General features: G+C 65.0%; 12 protein-coding genes. 6 read left to right on the forward strand and 6 right to left on the reverse strand.

The genetic code is table 11. The features are described 5' to 3' along the window. Positions 1-18 precede the first annotated feature (18 nt). From ACO2Q9_RS14005 to ACO2Q9_RS14015, 3 genes are read right to left on the reverse strand one after another with little or no spacing between them, the layout of a single operon-like run. The gene (locus ACO2Q9_RS14005) at positions 19-1,869 is read right to left on the reverse strand and encodes a M61 family metallopeptidase (RefSeq protein ID WP_423312386.1); all 1,851 of its coding nucleotides are present in this window, start codon (positions 1,867-1,869) and stop codon (positions 19-21) included. 43 nt (positions 1,870-1,912) lie between these two features. Beyond that, entirely contained in the window at positions 1,913-2,641 is a 729-nt protein-coding gene (locus ACO2Q9_RS14010; RefSeq protein ID WP_423312388.1) for a DsbC family protein, read from the reverse strand. A gap of 21 nt (positions 2,642-2,662) precedes the next feature. Beyond that, the gene (locus tag ACO2Q9_RS14015; RefSeq protein ID WP_423312390.1) at positions 2,663-3,781 is read right to left on the reverse strand and encodes an FAD-dependent monooxygenase; all 1,119 of its coding nucleotides are present in this window, start codon (positions 3,779-3,781) and stop codon (positions 2,663-2,665) included. A 34-nt stretch (positions 3,782-3,815) separates the two neighbouring features. On the opposite strand from ACO2Q9_RS14015, the gene ACO2Q9_RS14020 reads away from it, so the two are divergent. From ACO2Q9_RS14020 to ACO2Q9_RS14035, 4 genes are all read left to right on the forward strand, one after another. Then, complete coding sequence (locus ACO2Q9_RS14020) at positions 3,816-5,894, forward strand: AsmA family protein (RefSeq protein ID WP_423312392.1); 2,079 nt, start codon at positions 3,816-3,818, stop codon at positions 5,892-5,894. Further along, complete coding sequence (locus ACO2Q9_RS14025) at positions 5,891-6,745, forward strand: MOSC domain-containing protein (RefSeq protein ID WP_423312394.1); 855 nt, start codon at positions 5,891-5,893, stop codon at positions 6,743-6,745. The genes ACO2Q9_RS14020 and ACO2Q9_RS14025 overlap by 4 nt, the downstream gene beginning before the upstream one ends. A gap of 82 nt (positions 6,746-6,827) precedes the next feature. Next, a complete protein-coding gene (gene ychF, locus ACO2Q9_RS14030; RefSeq protein ID WP_423312396.1) occupies positions 6,828-7,922 on the forward strand; it encodes a redox-regulated ATPase YchF in 1,095 nt (364 codons plus the stop codon). 246 nt (positions 7,923-8,168) lie between these two features. Beyond that, positions 8,169-9,668, forward strand: coding sequence for a Fic family protein (locus ACO2Q9_RS14035; protein WP_423312398.1), 1,500 nt, complete (start codon positions 8,169-8,171; stop codon positions 9,666-9,668). Here the strand turns inward: ACO2Q9_RS14035 and recJ are convergent. Together recJ and ACO2Q9_RS14045 are read right to left on the reverse strand one after the other, a co-directional pair. Next, positions 9,660-11,384, reverse strand: a complete 1,725-nt coding sequence (recJ, locus tag ACO2Q9_RS14040) for a single-stranded-DNA-specific exonuclease RecJ (RefSeq protein WP_423312400.1) — start codon at positions 11,382-11,384, stop codon at positions 9,660-9,662. The genes ACO2Q9_RS14035 and recJ overlap by 9 nt on opposite strands. Positions 11,385-11,397: 13 nt before the next feature. Continuing rightward, positions 11,398-12,375: a hypothetical protein gene (locus ACO2Q9_RS14045; protein ID WP_423312402.1), complete on the reverse strand. Its 978-nt coding sequence runs from the start codon at positions 12,373-12,375 to the stop codon at positions 11,398-11,400. A 55-nt stretch (positions 12,376-12,430) separates the two neighbouring features. Here ACO2Q9_RS14045 and ACO2Q9_RS14050 point away from each other — a divergent pair, with 55 nt between their 5' ends. Both ACO2Q9_RS14050 and lolD read left to right on the forward strand, forming a co-directional pair. Beyond that, positions 12,431-13,687, forward strand: a complete 1,257-nt coding sequence (locus ACO2Q9_RS14050; protein ID WP_423312404.1) for a lipoprotein-releasing ABC transporter permease subunit — start codon at positions 12,431-12,433, stop codon at positions 13,685-13,687. Beyond that, positions 13,680-14,354 (forward strand): lipoprotein-releasing ABC transporter ATP-binding protein LolD, encoded by a 675-nt coding sequence (gene lolD, locus ACO2Q9_RS14055; RefSeq protein ID WP_423312405.1) that lies wholly within the window; start codon positions 13,680-13,682, stop codon positions 14,352-14,354. The genes ACO2Q9_RS14050 and lolD overlap by 8 nt, the downstream gene beginning before the upstream one ends. Positions 14,355-14,361: 7 nt before the next feature. On the opposite strand, the gene ACO2Q9_RS14060 is transcribed toward lolD, so the two are convergent. Further along, a complete protein-coding gene (locus ACO2Q9_RS14060) occupies positions 14,362-14,910 on the reverse strand; it encodes a helix-turn-helix domain-containing protein (RefSeq protein ID WP_423312492.1) in 549 nt (182 codons plus the stop codon). Positions 14,911-14,948: the final 38 nt, after the last annotated feature.

Below are 14,948 nucleotides of genomic sequence, written 5' to 3' on the forward strand. Positions count from 1 at the left end.
GCCGGACGAAGAAAAGCCTCAGCCCAGCCAGCGATCCACCGCCGCCGCATCACGCGGGACGATGCGCCAGGTAGTGGATTCCTTCGGCAGCGTGAGCGGCAGGCGCAGCAGCCTGCGGTCGCGCGAGACGATGGCGGTCATCTTCAGTTGCTGGCCGGCGTAGAGCGTCAGTTCTTCCAGCTTCATCAGTCGCCAGTTTTCCAGCGGCTTGCCCTTGCGCACGGGCAGTTCGATGCCGATCCACTCGTCGCCGGCGGCGAAACCTGCGGCTTCTGCCGCACCGCCGCGCAACACGTTCTTGATCTGCACACCACTGGTCTCGCTCACGCGCAGGCCCAGGCGCTGGGCCATCTGCGAGGGCTCGTCGAGCACCAGCGCGCCATGCTGGCCGAGCAGTTCACGCAGTGGCAGGTCGCCCGTGCCATGCACCCATTCGGCGATTTCCTTCGCGAACGAGCGGCCGCCCAGTGCGGCAAGCACGGCTGCGAAATCCGCCTCGCTCATCGGTCCGGCGCTGCAGCGTTCCCATAGCGCGCGCATCACGTCGTCCAGCGTGGTGCGGCCTTCGGCACGCAGCGTGAGGTCGAAGCACAAGGCCACCAGCGAACCCTTGGTGTAGTAGCTCACCGTGGCGTTGGGCGTGTTCTCGTCCTGGCGGTAGTACTTCACCCAGGCGTCGAAGCTCGCCTGCGCGACGGACTGCACGAGGCGGCCCGGCGTCTGCTGCACCTGGTTGATGGTGCGGTTGAGCAACTTCAGATAGACCGTACTGTCGATCAGGTTCGTGCGGCGCAGGAACAGGTCGTCGTAGTAGCTGGTGAAGCCTTCGAAGAACCACAGCAGCTGCGTGTAGTTCTCGGCTTCGTAGCGATAGCGCGTGAACTCTGCGGGGCGCAGGCGCTTCACGTTCCACGTGTGGAAGTACTCGTGGCTGATGAGACCGAGCAGTTGCACGTAGCCGTCGCTCGCTCGCGCTTCGCCGATGCGCGGCAGGTCACGCCGCGTGGCGATCAGCGCGGTGCTGTTGCGGTGTTCGAGCCCGCCGTAGCCGTCGTCCACGGCGTTGAGCATGAAGACATAGCGCTGCATGGGCGGCTTGCGCTTGCCGTGCCAGAAAGTGATCTGCGCTTCGCAGATGCGTTGGGCGTCTGCCAGCAGCCGGTCGCCATCGAACGATCCGGTTGCGCCTGCGACCACGAAGCGGTGCGGCACACCGCACGCGGTGAATTCGCCGCTCCAGAACGCGCCCATTTCCACGGGGCAGTCCGCAAGCTCATCGTAGCTGGCGGCGAGATAGGTGCCGAAGCCCTGCGCGTCCACCTTCTGCGGGGTGAGGCCGGTGGCCAGATGCCAGCGACTGCCGTCCGCCGAAGCCTTGCGCGGTGCCGGCATCTCGAGCAGGTGGGGGACCTCCTCCTGGCCTTCCACCTGCAGGCACACGCTGGTGCTGTTGAAGAAGCAACGCGAAGCGTCCAGCCACGCGGCGCGGACGGAATTGTCGTAGGCGTAGACCTGCCAGCGCAGTTCCAGCGGGCTGTCTGCATGACAGTCGACCTGCCAGCGGTGCTTGTCGAGCTGGTGGACTTCGGCGGCGCGCGCCCCCTGCTTCGCCTGCAGGCCCTGCAGGTTCTTCGAAAATTCGCGCACCAGATAGCTGCCGGGAATCCAAACCGGCAGCGTGACGCGCTGGCTGGCAGAGGGCTGTGCAATGCGCAGCGTCACCTGGAGCAGGTGGGCGTGGAAGTCGGCGACTTCGACCGTGTAGTGCAGCGCCACGGTCTTGCCGACCGGCTTGCGCGCCGGCTTCGGCGCGACCTTGCGGCCGGCAGGTTTGCTGGAAGACTTCTTGCTGCTGTTTGCCGACGTCACGTGGCGATTATTGCCGCAATTGCTTGCGTGATTGCCTTGGTGCTTACTTGCTCGCAGCGCTCAGCAACTGCTCGACCTGTGCGGAGCTGATGGCGCCCGGCACGCGCGCACCGTCGGCAAAGATCAGCGTGGGCGTGCCGGTGATCTTGTACTTGCGACCGAATTCCACATTGCGCGCGAGTGCGCTCACGTCGCAGTTGGCGCCTTGGGGAATGGCGGTGTCCCGCACCATGTAGTCCTGCCAGACCTTGGCCTTGTCCTTCGCGCACCAGATGGCGCGCGACTTGTCGGCGGAATCCTGGCCGAGGATGGGGTAGAGGAACATGTGGATGGTGACGTTGTCCACGTTCTGCAGGTCACGTTCGAAGCGCTTGCAGTAACCACAGTTCGGGTCTTCGAACACAGCCACCTTGCGCTTGCCGTTGCCGCGCACGATGGTGAAGGAATCCTTGATGGGAAGCGCGTCGAAGGCCACGGCGGTGAGCCTGGCGATGCGTTCTTCCGTCAGGTCACGTTGCGCCTTGGTGTCGATCACGTTGCCCTGGATGAGGAAGTTGCCCTGGGCGTCGGTGTAGAAGATTTCCGAGCCGTTGACGCGGATCTCGTACAGCCCGGGCACGGGCGAGGCCGTCACTTCCTCGATGGCCGGCAGGCGGGGCAGGCGCTCCGCCAGGTTCTTTCGGATGGCGGCTTCGTCGGCCAGGGCGCCGGTGGCCATGGCCAGTCCGGTGGCTGCGGCCAGGGCCAGCATCAGTCGTTTGAAAATCATCATGGTCCAGTCGATTCCGTCGTTTCAGCGCAGGCCCATGGCCTGCTTCGCTACCCATGCCTTGATCCAGCCGCTGTGGTCAAAGCCCTTCATTCCCCAACTCCGCAGGGCCGGCAACATGCCGTCCTGCCGCGCAAACACCTGCTGCAAACCGTCGGTTGCGAGGCCCATGGCAAGCGTATCCGCACGCCGGGCCCGCGCATACTGCCGCAGCAGCCGTTCGTCGCCCGGGCTGCGCCAGTAAGCCCTTTCACGCAGTACCCGCGTGAGTTCCGCCACGTCGGCCAGCCCGAGGTTCAGGCCCTGGCCTGCCAGCGGATGCACGTTGTGCGCCGCGTCGCCGGCCAGCGCCCACGAGCCCTGCGCATTGCGCCCTGTCCAGCGGCTGGCCATCGCCAGTTGAAGCGGCCACGCGACCCGTTCACCTGACAACTCCAGCGCACCGAGTTCGCCATGGCTGGCTGCGTGCAACTCTGCCGCGAATGCGGCAGGCTCCAATGCCAGCAATTCCGGCACGCGTTCCTTTTCCACTGACCAGACAACGGCGACCGAGTTCCCTTGCGGCCCACCCAAAGGCAGAAAAGCCAGGATCGTTCCACCCGCGAACCACTGCCGTGCCACCTGGCCGTGCGGTTTTTCACACTCCAGCCGCGTGGCGATGGCGTGTTGGGCGTAGGGGGTGACCTCGAAGTCCACGCCGAACTCGTCGCGTGTGCGGCTGGACTTGCCCTCGCACACCACGGTGAGCGCGGCGCGCACCGGCTCGGCCACCACCTCGATCTGCGGCTGGTAGCGGATGGCTTCGGCGAGCTTCGATTCGAGCGCGGGCACGTCGACGATCCACGTGAGCGCGTCGGCCTTTTCGTCGCGCGCATGGAAATGCACCGTCGCGCCCTCGGCGCTGCTCACTTCCATGTCGACGACCGGGGTTGCCTGGTTTTCGTCAGGCCAGGCGCGCAGGCTTTCGATGAGTTTGCGCGACGCGGCGTTGAGCGCGTAGGCCCGCACATCGCTGTGGCCGCTGGCTGTTGCCGGCGCTTGCTCGACCAGCGCCACGCGCAGCTTTTCACGGGCAAGCAACAGGGCCAATGTGCGTCCGACGATGCCGGCACCGCGGATACAAATGTCTACAGGAAGGGGCATGAGGGCCATTGTAGGAGCGGGGCAAAATCCACGGATGACCTCATCCGCCTCCCCGTCGTCACCTTCCCGCGTTTCCCCGAAGCCCGCGCGCCGCATCGTCCTGTGGGTGCTGTTCGGGATCGCCGGCCTTGTCGTGCTGATCATCGTGGCGATGGCCATCTTCGTTGCCACGTTCGACGTGAACAAATACAAGCCCCTCGCCGCCGCCTGGGCCAAGCAGCACTACAGCCGCACGCTGGACATCCAGGGCCCGCTGTCGCTCACCGTGTTCCCGCGTGTGGGCATCAAGGTGGACGGCGCGAGCCTGAGCGAGCGTGGACGCGCCGACCTGTTCGCGCAGGTGGAGTCGGCAGAGTTCTCCCTCGAATTCATGCCACTGCTCCAGGGTCGCGCCGAGGTGAGCCGCGTCAGCGCGCGCGGCGTGCGACTGGCCTACGAGCGCGACGCGCAGGGCCGTACCAACATCGACGACCTGCTCACCGCCGGCAAACCGGCCGAAGACGCGTCGCAGCCGCGAAGCAGCGAAGATCAATCGCCGGGGCTCTCGACAATCGATGTGGCGGCCGTCGAGCTGCACGACGTGCAACTGCGCGTGAAGGACAGCCTGGCCAAGGTGAACGGCACGGTCGAACTGACCGGGTTCAGGACGGGCCGCATCGCCCCCGGCGTCGAAAGCCCGCTGGACATGAAACTCAACCTCGCCATGGTGGAGCCCGAGGTGCGCGGTGAGCTGGACTTTTCCACCCGGTTCAGCTACGAACAGGCCGCCGGCCAGCCGCTGAAGCTGGTGCTGAAGAACACGCAGGCTGGCTACGAGGGCCGGCTGGCGGGCTTGCCGGTCAAGTTCAAGCTGGGCGCGGAGACGCTCGACGCTGCGATGGGGGTGACCACGCCATCCGGCAACGCCGGCTTGACGGCAGACCTGCCGAAGATTTCGCTCGATCTCGATCTGGGTGAACAGGCCATCGCGCTGACCGGCAAGACATCGGTTGCAGCGCGCCGTGTCACCTGGGACCTGGCGGGCCAGTTGCGTGGTGCGGGCATCGATGGCCCGGTGTCCACGAGCGGCAGCTATGCGCAGGAAAGCGGCACGGTGCAGGCAAAGCTGCAGATGGCTGCGCTGGATGTGGACAAGATGCGCGCCGCCGCGCCAGCACCGTTGCCCGCGGGGAGCGTGGACAAGGTCGTCGTCGGGCCGGACAAGGGCGACACGCCGGTGGACCTGAGCGCAGTGCGCGCACTGAAGGGCAGCGTCGATGCCGGTATCGGCAAACTCATCGCCAACCGCATCACCTTCAGCGACGTGCGCGTCGCGCTCAAGGGGGACGGGCAGACGCTGCATGCGCAGCCGTTTTCCACCAGCGTGTGGGGCGGCAAGGTGCAGGGCAATGCGCAGGTGCAGGCCCCGCTGAAAGAGACGACGCAGCGCATTGCGCTGTCGGCGCAGGCCAGCGGCATCCGTGTCGAGCAGGCATTGAAAGACCTGGCCGGGCGTGACACGGTGGAAGGCGCGGGCAACCTCACGGTGAACGTGAACACGGCTGGCCGCTCGGTGAACGCGCTCAAGTCCGCGCTGGCGGGAACGGCGAATGTGGCGCTGCGCGACGGCGCGGTAAAGGGCTTCAACCTGGCCGCGCTCGGCCGCCAGGCCAAGGCCGCGTTGCAGATGAAGACCGACGATGTGCAGAAAGCCAAGGGCACCGATAAGACAGACTTCTCCGAGGTGACGGCCAGCTTCGACATCGCCAACGGCGTCGCGCGCAACAAGGACCTGCAGGCCAAGAGCCCCTACCTGCGTGTGGCGGGCGAGGGCGCCATCGACATCGGCGCCGGCACCCTCGACTACACGACCTTCGTCACCGTGACCGATACCTCCAAGGGGCAGGGCGGGGCTGAACTTGCGGCGCTGGACGGCATCCGCCTTCCGGTGCATCTCTACGGGCCGCTGGATGCTATGCAATACAAGGTACAGTGGTCGGCCGTCGCGAGCGCAGCGGCGAAAGATGCGCTCAAGGACAAGATCACCGAGAAACTCGGCGCCAAGGACAGCGCCGATGCCAAGGACAAGCTGCGCGAAAAAGCCAGGGAAAAGCTGAAAGGACTGTTCAAGTGAGTGATGTTTCCGGCACCATTGCCCGCCTCTTCATCTACCCCGTCAAATCCTGCGCGGGCGTGGAAGTGAAGGAGGCCATCCTCACCGAAACCGGTCTCGAGTTCGACCGCAACTGGATGGTGGTGGACGCGGAGGGCGAGTTCGTCTCGCAGCGCGAGTTGCCGCGCATGGCGCTCATCAAGCCGCAACTCAAGCACTTCGACATGATCCTGCGCGCGCCCGGCATGCTGGCGCTGCACATCTCGCTCAACGAGGTGGAAGAGCCGGTGCGGGTGCGCGTGTGGGACGATGTGGTCGACGCCTACGACATGGGCGACGTGGCTGCGCAGTGGTTCACCGACTTCCTCGGGCAGAAGCTGCGCCTCGTGCGCTTCAACCCCGATTTCCGACGCCTTTCCAGCAGGAAGTGGACGGGTGACGTCGAGGCACTCAACCAGTTCAGCGATGGTTACCCCGTGCTCGTGACCAGCGAGGCGTCTGTACAGCAACTCAACGAGAAACTGGCTGCCGCCGGTCACATGGCCGTGGGTCTGGAGCGCTTCCGGCCCAATGTCGTGCTGGGCGGTGTGGAGGCGCACGACGAAGACCGGCTGGACGTGCTGGACATCGTCACCAGCGAAGGCCTGGCGCAACTCAAACCGGTGAAGCCCTGCCAGCGCTGCCCGATTCCCAACATCAACCCCGAGACAGCCGAGTCCACCCCCGAGGTGAACGACACGCTGCAGACCTACCGGCCCGACCCGAAGATGAACGGTGCCATCACCTTCGGGATGAACTGCATTCCCGTGGCGGGGCTGGAATATGTGCTGCGTGTGGGCCAGCCGGTGACGGCGGATTACGTGTTCGAGTAAGGGCAAGCAGCCTCCGCCCGGCCCGGTGCACCCGGGCCGGTAAAATCTGCGGCTTTCCCCGAATCCCAAGAAAGCCCAGCCCATGAGCCTCAAATGCGGCATCGTCGGCCTGCCCAACGTCGGCAAGTCCACCCTGTTCAACGCGCTGACGAAATCCGGCATCGCCGCCGAGAACTATCCGTTCTGCACCATCGAGCCCAACGTGGGCATCGTCGAAGTGCCGGACCCGCGCCTGGGCCAGCTCGCTGACATCGTCAAGCCCGAGCGCATCGTCCCCGCCATCGTCGAGTTCGTGGACATCGCGGGCCTCGTGGCCGGCGCCAGCCAGGGCGAAGGCCTGGGCAACCAGTTCCTCGCGCACATCCGCGAGACGGACGCCATCGTCAACGTGGTGCGCTGCTTCGAGGACTCGAACATCATCCACGTGGCCGGCAAGGTCGACCCGATCGCCGACATCGAAGTCATCCAGACCGAGCTGTGCCTGGCCGACCTGGGCACCGTCGAGAAGAGCCTGCAGCGCTACACCAAGGCCGCCAAGAGCGGCAACGACAAGGACGCCGCCAAGCTCGTGCAGATCTGCGCCAAGGTTCAGGCGGCGCTGAACGAAGGCAAGCCCGCGCGCTCGCTCAGCCTGACCGACGAAGAGCAGGCGCTGCTCAAGCCCCTGTGCCTCATCACCGCCAAGCCCGCCATGTTCGTGGGCAACGTGGCCGAAGACGGCTTCGAGAACAACCCGCTGCTCGACCGCCTGAACGAATTCGCCGCCGCGCAGAACGCGCCCGTCGTCGCCATCTGCGCCAAGATCGAAGCGGAACTGTCGGAAATGGACGATGCCGACCGCCTCGAATTCCTCAAGGAAATCGGCCAGGACGAACCGGGCCTGAATCGCCTCATCCGTGCCGGCTTCAAGCTGCTGGGCCTGCAGACCTACTTCACTGCCGGCGTGAAGGAAGTGCGCGCCTGGACCATCCACATCGGCGACACGGCGCCCAAGGCTGCAGGCGTCATCCACGGCGACTTCGAACGCGGCTTCATCCGCGCCCAGACCATCGGCTTCGACGACTACATTGCCTTCAAGGGCGAGAGTGGCGCGAAGGATGCGGGGAAGATGCGCAGTGAAGGCAAGGAATACGTTGTCAAGGATGGGGACGTGTTGAACTTCCTGTTCAACGTCTGAGGCCGAGAGTTCTCTTTCCATCGTTCCATTGACAGCCTGATCACTCCATGACGCTTCATGCCGTAACTGAAGATCAGCTCAAGGTAGTGCCAGCGACGACTTTTGCCATTCGGCTGGAAAGAGCTCTTGGAGGGCCTGTCGCAGCTTTGAAATCCTGAATTCTGATAAAAAAATCAATGGAAGACGGGAATTTGAAGATAATTCCCGTCTTCTGAAGATTTTCCTTGGCAAGAAGGGTGTGACCTCATGAGTGCTGTGGGCTACGCATGGATCCAGAATGCCCTGGGCGCACCCGACTTTCTAGGGGCGCAGCAAGCAAGAGTTGGTCCCGTTCAGCGCATTGAGCGACTTCCTGAAGGTGCGTTGCTGGTGCCCGGCAAACTTGCTCCGGCCCCGGAGTTCTTGCAGCACGCAATGTTTGCGCTCAAGCACGAGGGTGTCCGGCTCAACCTGCTGGTTGCGGCACTGCGTCGAATCTCACCCGTCGATCTGGTAAACCTCGTGCGATCGGCGCCCAATAGCGCCTATTCCCGCAAACTTGGCCATTTGTGGGAGGGCTTGCATCGCCAACGGTTGCCGGGCCTGGACGATCTTTCCGTGGCTGCTTCCTATGTACCCTTCTTCGAACCGGAGACCCATATCGTCGGCGAAGGGCGCCGCGATGCACGATGGCGCATCGAATTCAATGGGTTGGGCGATCTTTCATTCTGTCCCATGGTTCGACGGACCCAGAGGCTGGCCGAGATGCTGCAGCGGGACATCCTGGGTCAGGCGCAGGCGTTTGCAGATGATGTTGGTCGAGCCATGCTCGAGCGTGCACTGTCCTGGGCCTATCTGAGCGAAACGGAAGGATCGTTTGCCATTGAAGGAGAAGCGCCCAGTCACGACAAGGCTGCGCTCTTCGCGGGATTGCTGCGCAGAGCGCATGAGCAAAAGCCTTTGACTGAAGCCTATCTGGTCGAATTGCAGAACGCAGTCGTCACCAACCCGTTCGACAAGGCGGTGCAATTCCGGGTCGAGCAGAACCGTCTGCAAAAAGATGTGCCGGGTGCCGCGGGTGTGACTTACGTGCCTCCGGAACCTGAATTCGCAGCCGATCTGATGAGCAGGCTCATGGAGTTCGGGAATCAGCGGCCATCGAGTGTCGATCCTCTGATCCATGCTGCCGTTGTGTCGTTTGCATTCGTGTTTATTCATCCATTCATGGATGGCAATGGCCGCTTGTCGCGCTTCTTGATCCATCATTGCTTGGGCCAGTCAGGTCGCTTGCCGCCACAGTTCTTGTTGCCGATTTCGGTAGCGATGAAGAAGCATGAAGCGGAGTATCTTCAGGCGCTGACATCCTTCAGCAGACCCGCTCGCGAACTGTGCAACGTGGGCTGGGCGGGCGACGAACACTACACCTACGACTGGGTTGAAGGCGCCGACACCTGGTTTCGCTACATGGACCTGACGGCGTGTACCGAATTCGGGTTGGACATGGCGGATGCGGCGCTATCAACCCATTTGCGCCAGGAGGTGGATTTTCTCGGTCTCTATGACAAGGTGGCACGCTTCATCAATGATCAATATGATTTGCGCAGTAGCGACCTGACAACCCTGATCGTGACGATTTTCCAGAATGGAGGCGTGTTGTCGGCGAATCGTCGGAAGCGATTTGCCGACCGAGTCCAGCCTCATGTGTTGGATGCCATTGCGCAAGCGGTCAGCGATGCGATGCAAGGCATTCCACTGAATTCAGATTGAAGCACCCTCGACGAGGAACCTCACCCGTCGGACGCCCTGCCACTCATCCGCATCCAGCCGGAACGCCAGCGTCACCTTGTTCGGCAACGGTTCGGTATGCCCGAACCAGATGCCGTCCACCGGCTGACCCTGGTGCTTCATCTTCAGCGCGAGGTGCTTCTCGCCGACGATGCGTTGCGAGACGATTTCCACTTCTTCGCTGAACACGGGCGGCGCGAAGCCCTGGCCCCAGACTTCCTTATGCAGCGTGTCGACCAGTTCGACCCTGCGGTATTCGGGGGCTAGCGGGCCATCCGTATCGAGACGGCGGGTCAGGGTGGCGGCGTCGAGCCATTCCTGCGCCACTTGCGTGAATGCGTTCTCGAAGGTGTCGAGGTCTTCTTCGAGCAGCGTGCAGCCGGCCGCCATGGCGTGGCCGCCGAAGCGTTGCAGCACGCCGGGGTGGCGTTTGGCGACGAGGTCGAGCGCGTCGCGCAGGTGAAAGCCCGGGATGGAGCGGCCCGAGCCTTTGAGCTCGTGTTCCTTGCCTGGCGCCTGGCTGGCGGCGAAGACGAAGGTGGGGCGATGCAGTTTGTCCTTGATGCGGCCGGCGACGATGCCGATGACGCCTTCGTGGAAGTCCGGGTCGAAGACGCAGATGGCGGGCGGCGGCGTTTCGTCTTCGTCGAAGAGTGATTCGGCGATCTCCAGCGCCTGCTCGCGCATGCCGCCTTCGATATCGCGGCGTTCCTTGTTGATGTTGTCGAGCAAGCGCGCAAGTTCATCGGCGCGCGCGGCGTCGTCGGTGATCAGGCATTCGATGCCGAGCGTCATGTCCGATAGGCGTCCTGCTGCGTTGATGCGCGGGCCGAGCGCGAAGCCGAAGTCGAAGGTGGTGGCCGCGTCGGGCTTGCGGCCTGCGGCGGTGAACAGCGCGGCCAGGCCCACAGGCATGGCACCCGCGCGGATGCGGCGCAGGCCTTGCGCGACGAGGCGGCGGTTGTTGGCGTCGAGCTTCACCACGTCGGCCACGGTGCCGAGTGCGACGAGCGGCAGCAGTGTGTCGAGCTTCGGCTGGTTCGCCGCGTCGAACGCGCCGCGCTGGCGCAGTTCCGCGCGCAGCGCGAGCAGCACGTAGAACATCACGCCGACACCGGCGATGCATTTGCTGCCGAAGCTGCACGCGGGCTGGTTGGGGTTGACCAGCACATCGGCCTCGGGCAGCACGATGCTGCCGTTGACGGTGGCGGGCAGATGGTGGTCGGTCACCAGCACCTGCAGGCCGAGCGTGCGCGCGGCGGCCACGCCGTCGACGCTCGCGATGCCGTTGTCCACGGTGATGAGCACGTCGGCGCCGGCGTTCTTCACGCGCTCAGAAATGGGGGGCGTGAGGCCGTAGCCGTCCACCACGCGGTCGGGCACGATGTATTGCACGCGCTTCGCGCCGAGCAGCTTCAGGCCGCGGATGGCGACGGCGCAGGCGGTCGCGCCGTCGCAGTCATAGTCGGCCACGATGCACAGCGACTTGTCGGCGGTGATGGCATCGGCCAGCAGCGTCGCTGCGGCCTGCGTGCCGAGCAGCGCGGGCGGTGGCAGCAGGCGGGCGAGGTTGTCGTCCAGGTCTTTTTGCGAGGTAATGCCGCGCGCGGCAAACAGGCGCGCCAGCAGCGGGTGCACGCCGGCTTGCTCCAGTGCCCAGGCGGCGCGGGGGGGAATGTCCCGGATGGTGACTTTCATCGACAGCTTTTCTTCATAGGTCGTCCAGCACGGCGAGCGAGGGCTTGCCACCAAAAACGGCGGTGATGCGCTTCAGCAGTGAAGCCTTGGTGGGTGCGTAGGTGACGGCGCGGCGTTCGCCGGCCAGGGTGAGGCGGATGTCCTTGCCGGCACGCAAGTCGGCCAGCAGCTTCGCGACGCTGCCTGCGTCCACGGCTTGCCAGGCTTTCGCATGGGCAGCTTCGTCCAGCGCGAGGGCGCTGGCGTAGAGGCCGTTCTCCACAACGACGTGCGGTTGCGGTGCAGGCAGCCCGTCCAGCACGCCGACGCCGGTGAGCCAGAACGAATTGACCAGCGGCTGGCGGCGCTGCATGCGCGCGTCGTTCACCGGATGTGTGTAGAACAGCATCTGCATTTCGTTCTGCAGGCGGCGCAGCTTGGAGGCGAAGGCGTTGGGCGTTCGGGCCGCTTCCTGCAGCAGTTCGGGCGTGATGTTGCGGCCGATCAGCCGGTCCATGGACCAGGCGGGCAGGTCGCGCAGCGGCTCGCCGGTGGCCAGCCAGCCGGCGGGGTACCAGGCGAGCTGGATGCCGTCTTCCGCGAAGTAGGGGCGCGCGGCCTCCATCAGTGCGCGCGAGTCGTCGTCGCTCAACGCGAGCAACGCCGGATCGCCCAGCAGCACCTGGTCGGTGCCGACCTGCAAGTGGCACGGCTTGACCCAGCCGCAGGGCGTTCCGAAGGTACGCGTCTCGAAGGCGGCCCACGGCACGCGGCCGGGTTCGGCGGGCAGGCCGAGCAACCGGGCCAGCACCAGTTCGTAGGGAAGGGACGGCGTGTCCGTGGCGGCGCGTGTCTCGTCCACGGGCTGCATTTCGCGCAGCAATCCGGCGAGATTGGGCAGGTCCGGTCGCTGGCGGGCAGAAGACGGGGGCGGCTGGTAGCCCGGCGGGCCGTCCGCCTGCAGCGGGGGCAGCCCGGCGCCCGGAATCAACAAATGGGTAGCGTCCGACATGGGTCTATTGTCCGGGATGCCACAATCTGCGGCAGTTTCCCTTCACCAATCCCGGATGCAGCTCCCCTACGAACTGATTCTCGGCTGGCGCTACACCCGCGCTGGCCGCGCCACCCGGCGCAACGGGTTCATCTCTTTCATCTCCGGCGTGTCGATGCTCGGCATCGCGCTGGGGGTGGCTGCGCTGATCATCGTGCTGTCGGTCATGAACGGCTTCCAGAAGGAAGTGCGCGACCGCATGCTCGGCGTCGTCTCGCATGTGGAGATCTTCGCACCCGGCGGCGCGGCGTTGCCGAACCCGACGCTCACCATTGAAGAGGCGCGCCGCATTCCGCAGGTGATCGGCGCTGCGACCTTCATCGCCGCGCAGGGTCTGATCGCGCGCGGTGAGGACATGAAGGGCACCATCGTGCGCGGCATCGACCCCGCGCGCGAACATGAAGTGACCGACCTTGCCGGTGATTCGAAGACGACCGGGCTCGACAAGCTCATCCCCGGCGAATTCAACATCGTGCTCGGCGGTGAACTGGCGCGTGCACTCGGCGTGCGCATGGGCGAGCAGGTGACGCTCATTTCGCCGAGCGGCCAGGTCACACCGGCCGGCGTGGTGCCGCGCCTCAAGCAGATGACGGTGGTCGGCACCTTCGACTCCGGCCATTTCGAATACGACTCGGCGCTGGTGATGATCCATCAGGAAGATGCGGCCCGTATCTTCCGGCTCGAAGGGCCGACGGGCATCCGCCTCAAGCTGAAAGACCTGCACCAGGCGCGCGACGTCGCGCAGCAGTTGGCCAACTCGCTGAGCGGCGACCTGCTCATCCGCGACTGGACACGGCAGAACCGAACCTGGTTCGCCGCTGTGCAGCTCGAGAAACGCATGATGTTCATCATCCTCACGCTGATCGTGGCGGTGGCCGCGTTCAACCTCGTCTCCACGCTGGTGATGACGGTGACCGACAAGCGCGCGGACATCGCCATCCTGCGCACGCTGGGCGCGAGCCCGAAAAGCATCATGGGCATCTTCGTCGTGCAGGGCGCGATGGTGGGCGTGATCGGCACCATCGGCGGTCTGTTGCTGGGCCTGGGCATCGCGTTCAACATCGACGTGATCGTGCCGGCGCTGGAGCGTGCGCTGAATGCGAGCTTCCTGCCCAAGGACATCTACCTCATCAACCGCATGCCCAGCGATCCACAGAGCACGGACATCGTGCCGATTGCCGTCATTTCCCTCGTGCTGGCGTTCGTCGCCACGCTGTATCCGAGCTGGCGCGCCAGCCGCGTCAACCCGGCGGAGGCGCTGCGCTATGAGTGAAACCGTTCTTCAATGCCAGGGCCTGGTCAAGCGCTTCGTCGAAGGCGCGCTCGACGTCACCGTGCTGCAGGGCGTGGACTTCAGCGTGCAGGCCGGCGAGACGGTCGCCATCGTCGGCGCATCGGGCTCCGGCAAGAGCACGCTGCTGCATCTGCTGGGCGGGCTCGATGCGCCCACCGCAGGCAGCGTCACGCTCAAGGGACAACCGATCGCGAAACTCGACGCCGCGACGCAGGGCGAATTGCGCAACAAGTACCTCGGTTTCATCTACCAGTTCCACCACCTGCTGCCCGAGTTCAGTGCGCTGGACAACGTCGGCATGCCGCTGCGCATCCGCCGCGAAACGACCGAAGCCTGTGCTGAGGCCGCGCGCGCCATGCTCGACGCGGTCGGCCTGAAAGATCGCGTGCTGCATCGCCCGGCGGAACTCTCCGGTGGCGAGCGTCAACGCGTGGCGATTGCGCGCGCACTGGTCACCAGGCCGGCCTGCGTGCTGGCCGATGAACCCACGGGCAACCTCGACCGCGGCACCGCCGACGCGGTGTTCCGCCTGATGCTCGACCTTGCGCAGCAGCAGGGCACGGCCTTCGTGATGGTGACGCACGACGAAGCGCTCGCCGCGCGTTGCCACCGGCAGGTGCGGCTGGTGCAGGGACGGTTGGCCTGAGATCCGCTCAGTCCCTGAGCGTGAACACGACGACCAGATAGCTCACGGGCCGCTCGAGGATTTCGCTGATGCCATGCAGCGCATGCGCCTCGAACAGCAGCGAGTCGCCCGGTCGGAGTTCCATGCTGCGGCTGCCGTACGTGTACCGGACGCGCCCTGACACCATGCGCAGGAACTTCATGCCCGCGTGCTGGAAGGTCACATAAGGCTCGGCTTCGGCACCCAGGGTCACGAGGTACGGCTCGACGAACGCATTGCCCGACAGCACGTGGCCGAGCAGTTCGTAGCGGTAGCCTTGCACAGCGCCGTCGCGATCCACCACGAGACCGCCGCCATCCGGAACGTAGGAGCAATCCGCGCGCTCATTCTGATCCCCGAAGAACCGCGAAAGCGGAACATGCAAGGCAGCGGCGATGTGGTCCAGAACTTCGATGGAAGGGGAGACCAGACCGCTTTCGATGCGCGACAGCATCGATCGGGAGATGCCCGCGCCCTCGGCCAGCGCGGCGGCAGACAGACCCATGGCGAGCCGCATGCCCTTGACTTGTGAGCCCACGCGCGCCGAGGTCGTGCTGCGCTTGGGCTGCACGGGCT

The sequence above is a fragment of the Variovorax sp. VNK109 genome (assembly GCF_049445855.1).
In the GTDB taxonomy this organism is placed as follows: domain Bacteria; phylum Pseudomonadota; class Gammaproteobacteria; order Burkholderiales; family Burkholderiaceae_C; genus JAGOCV01.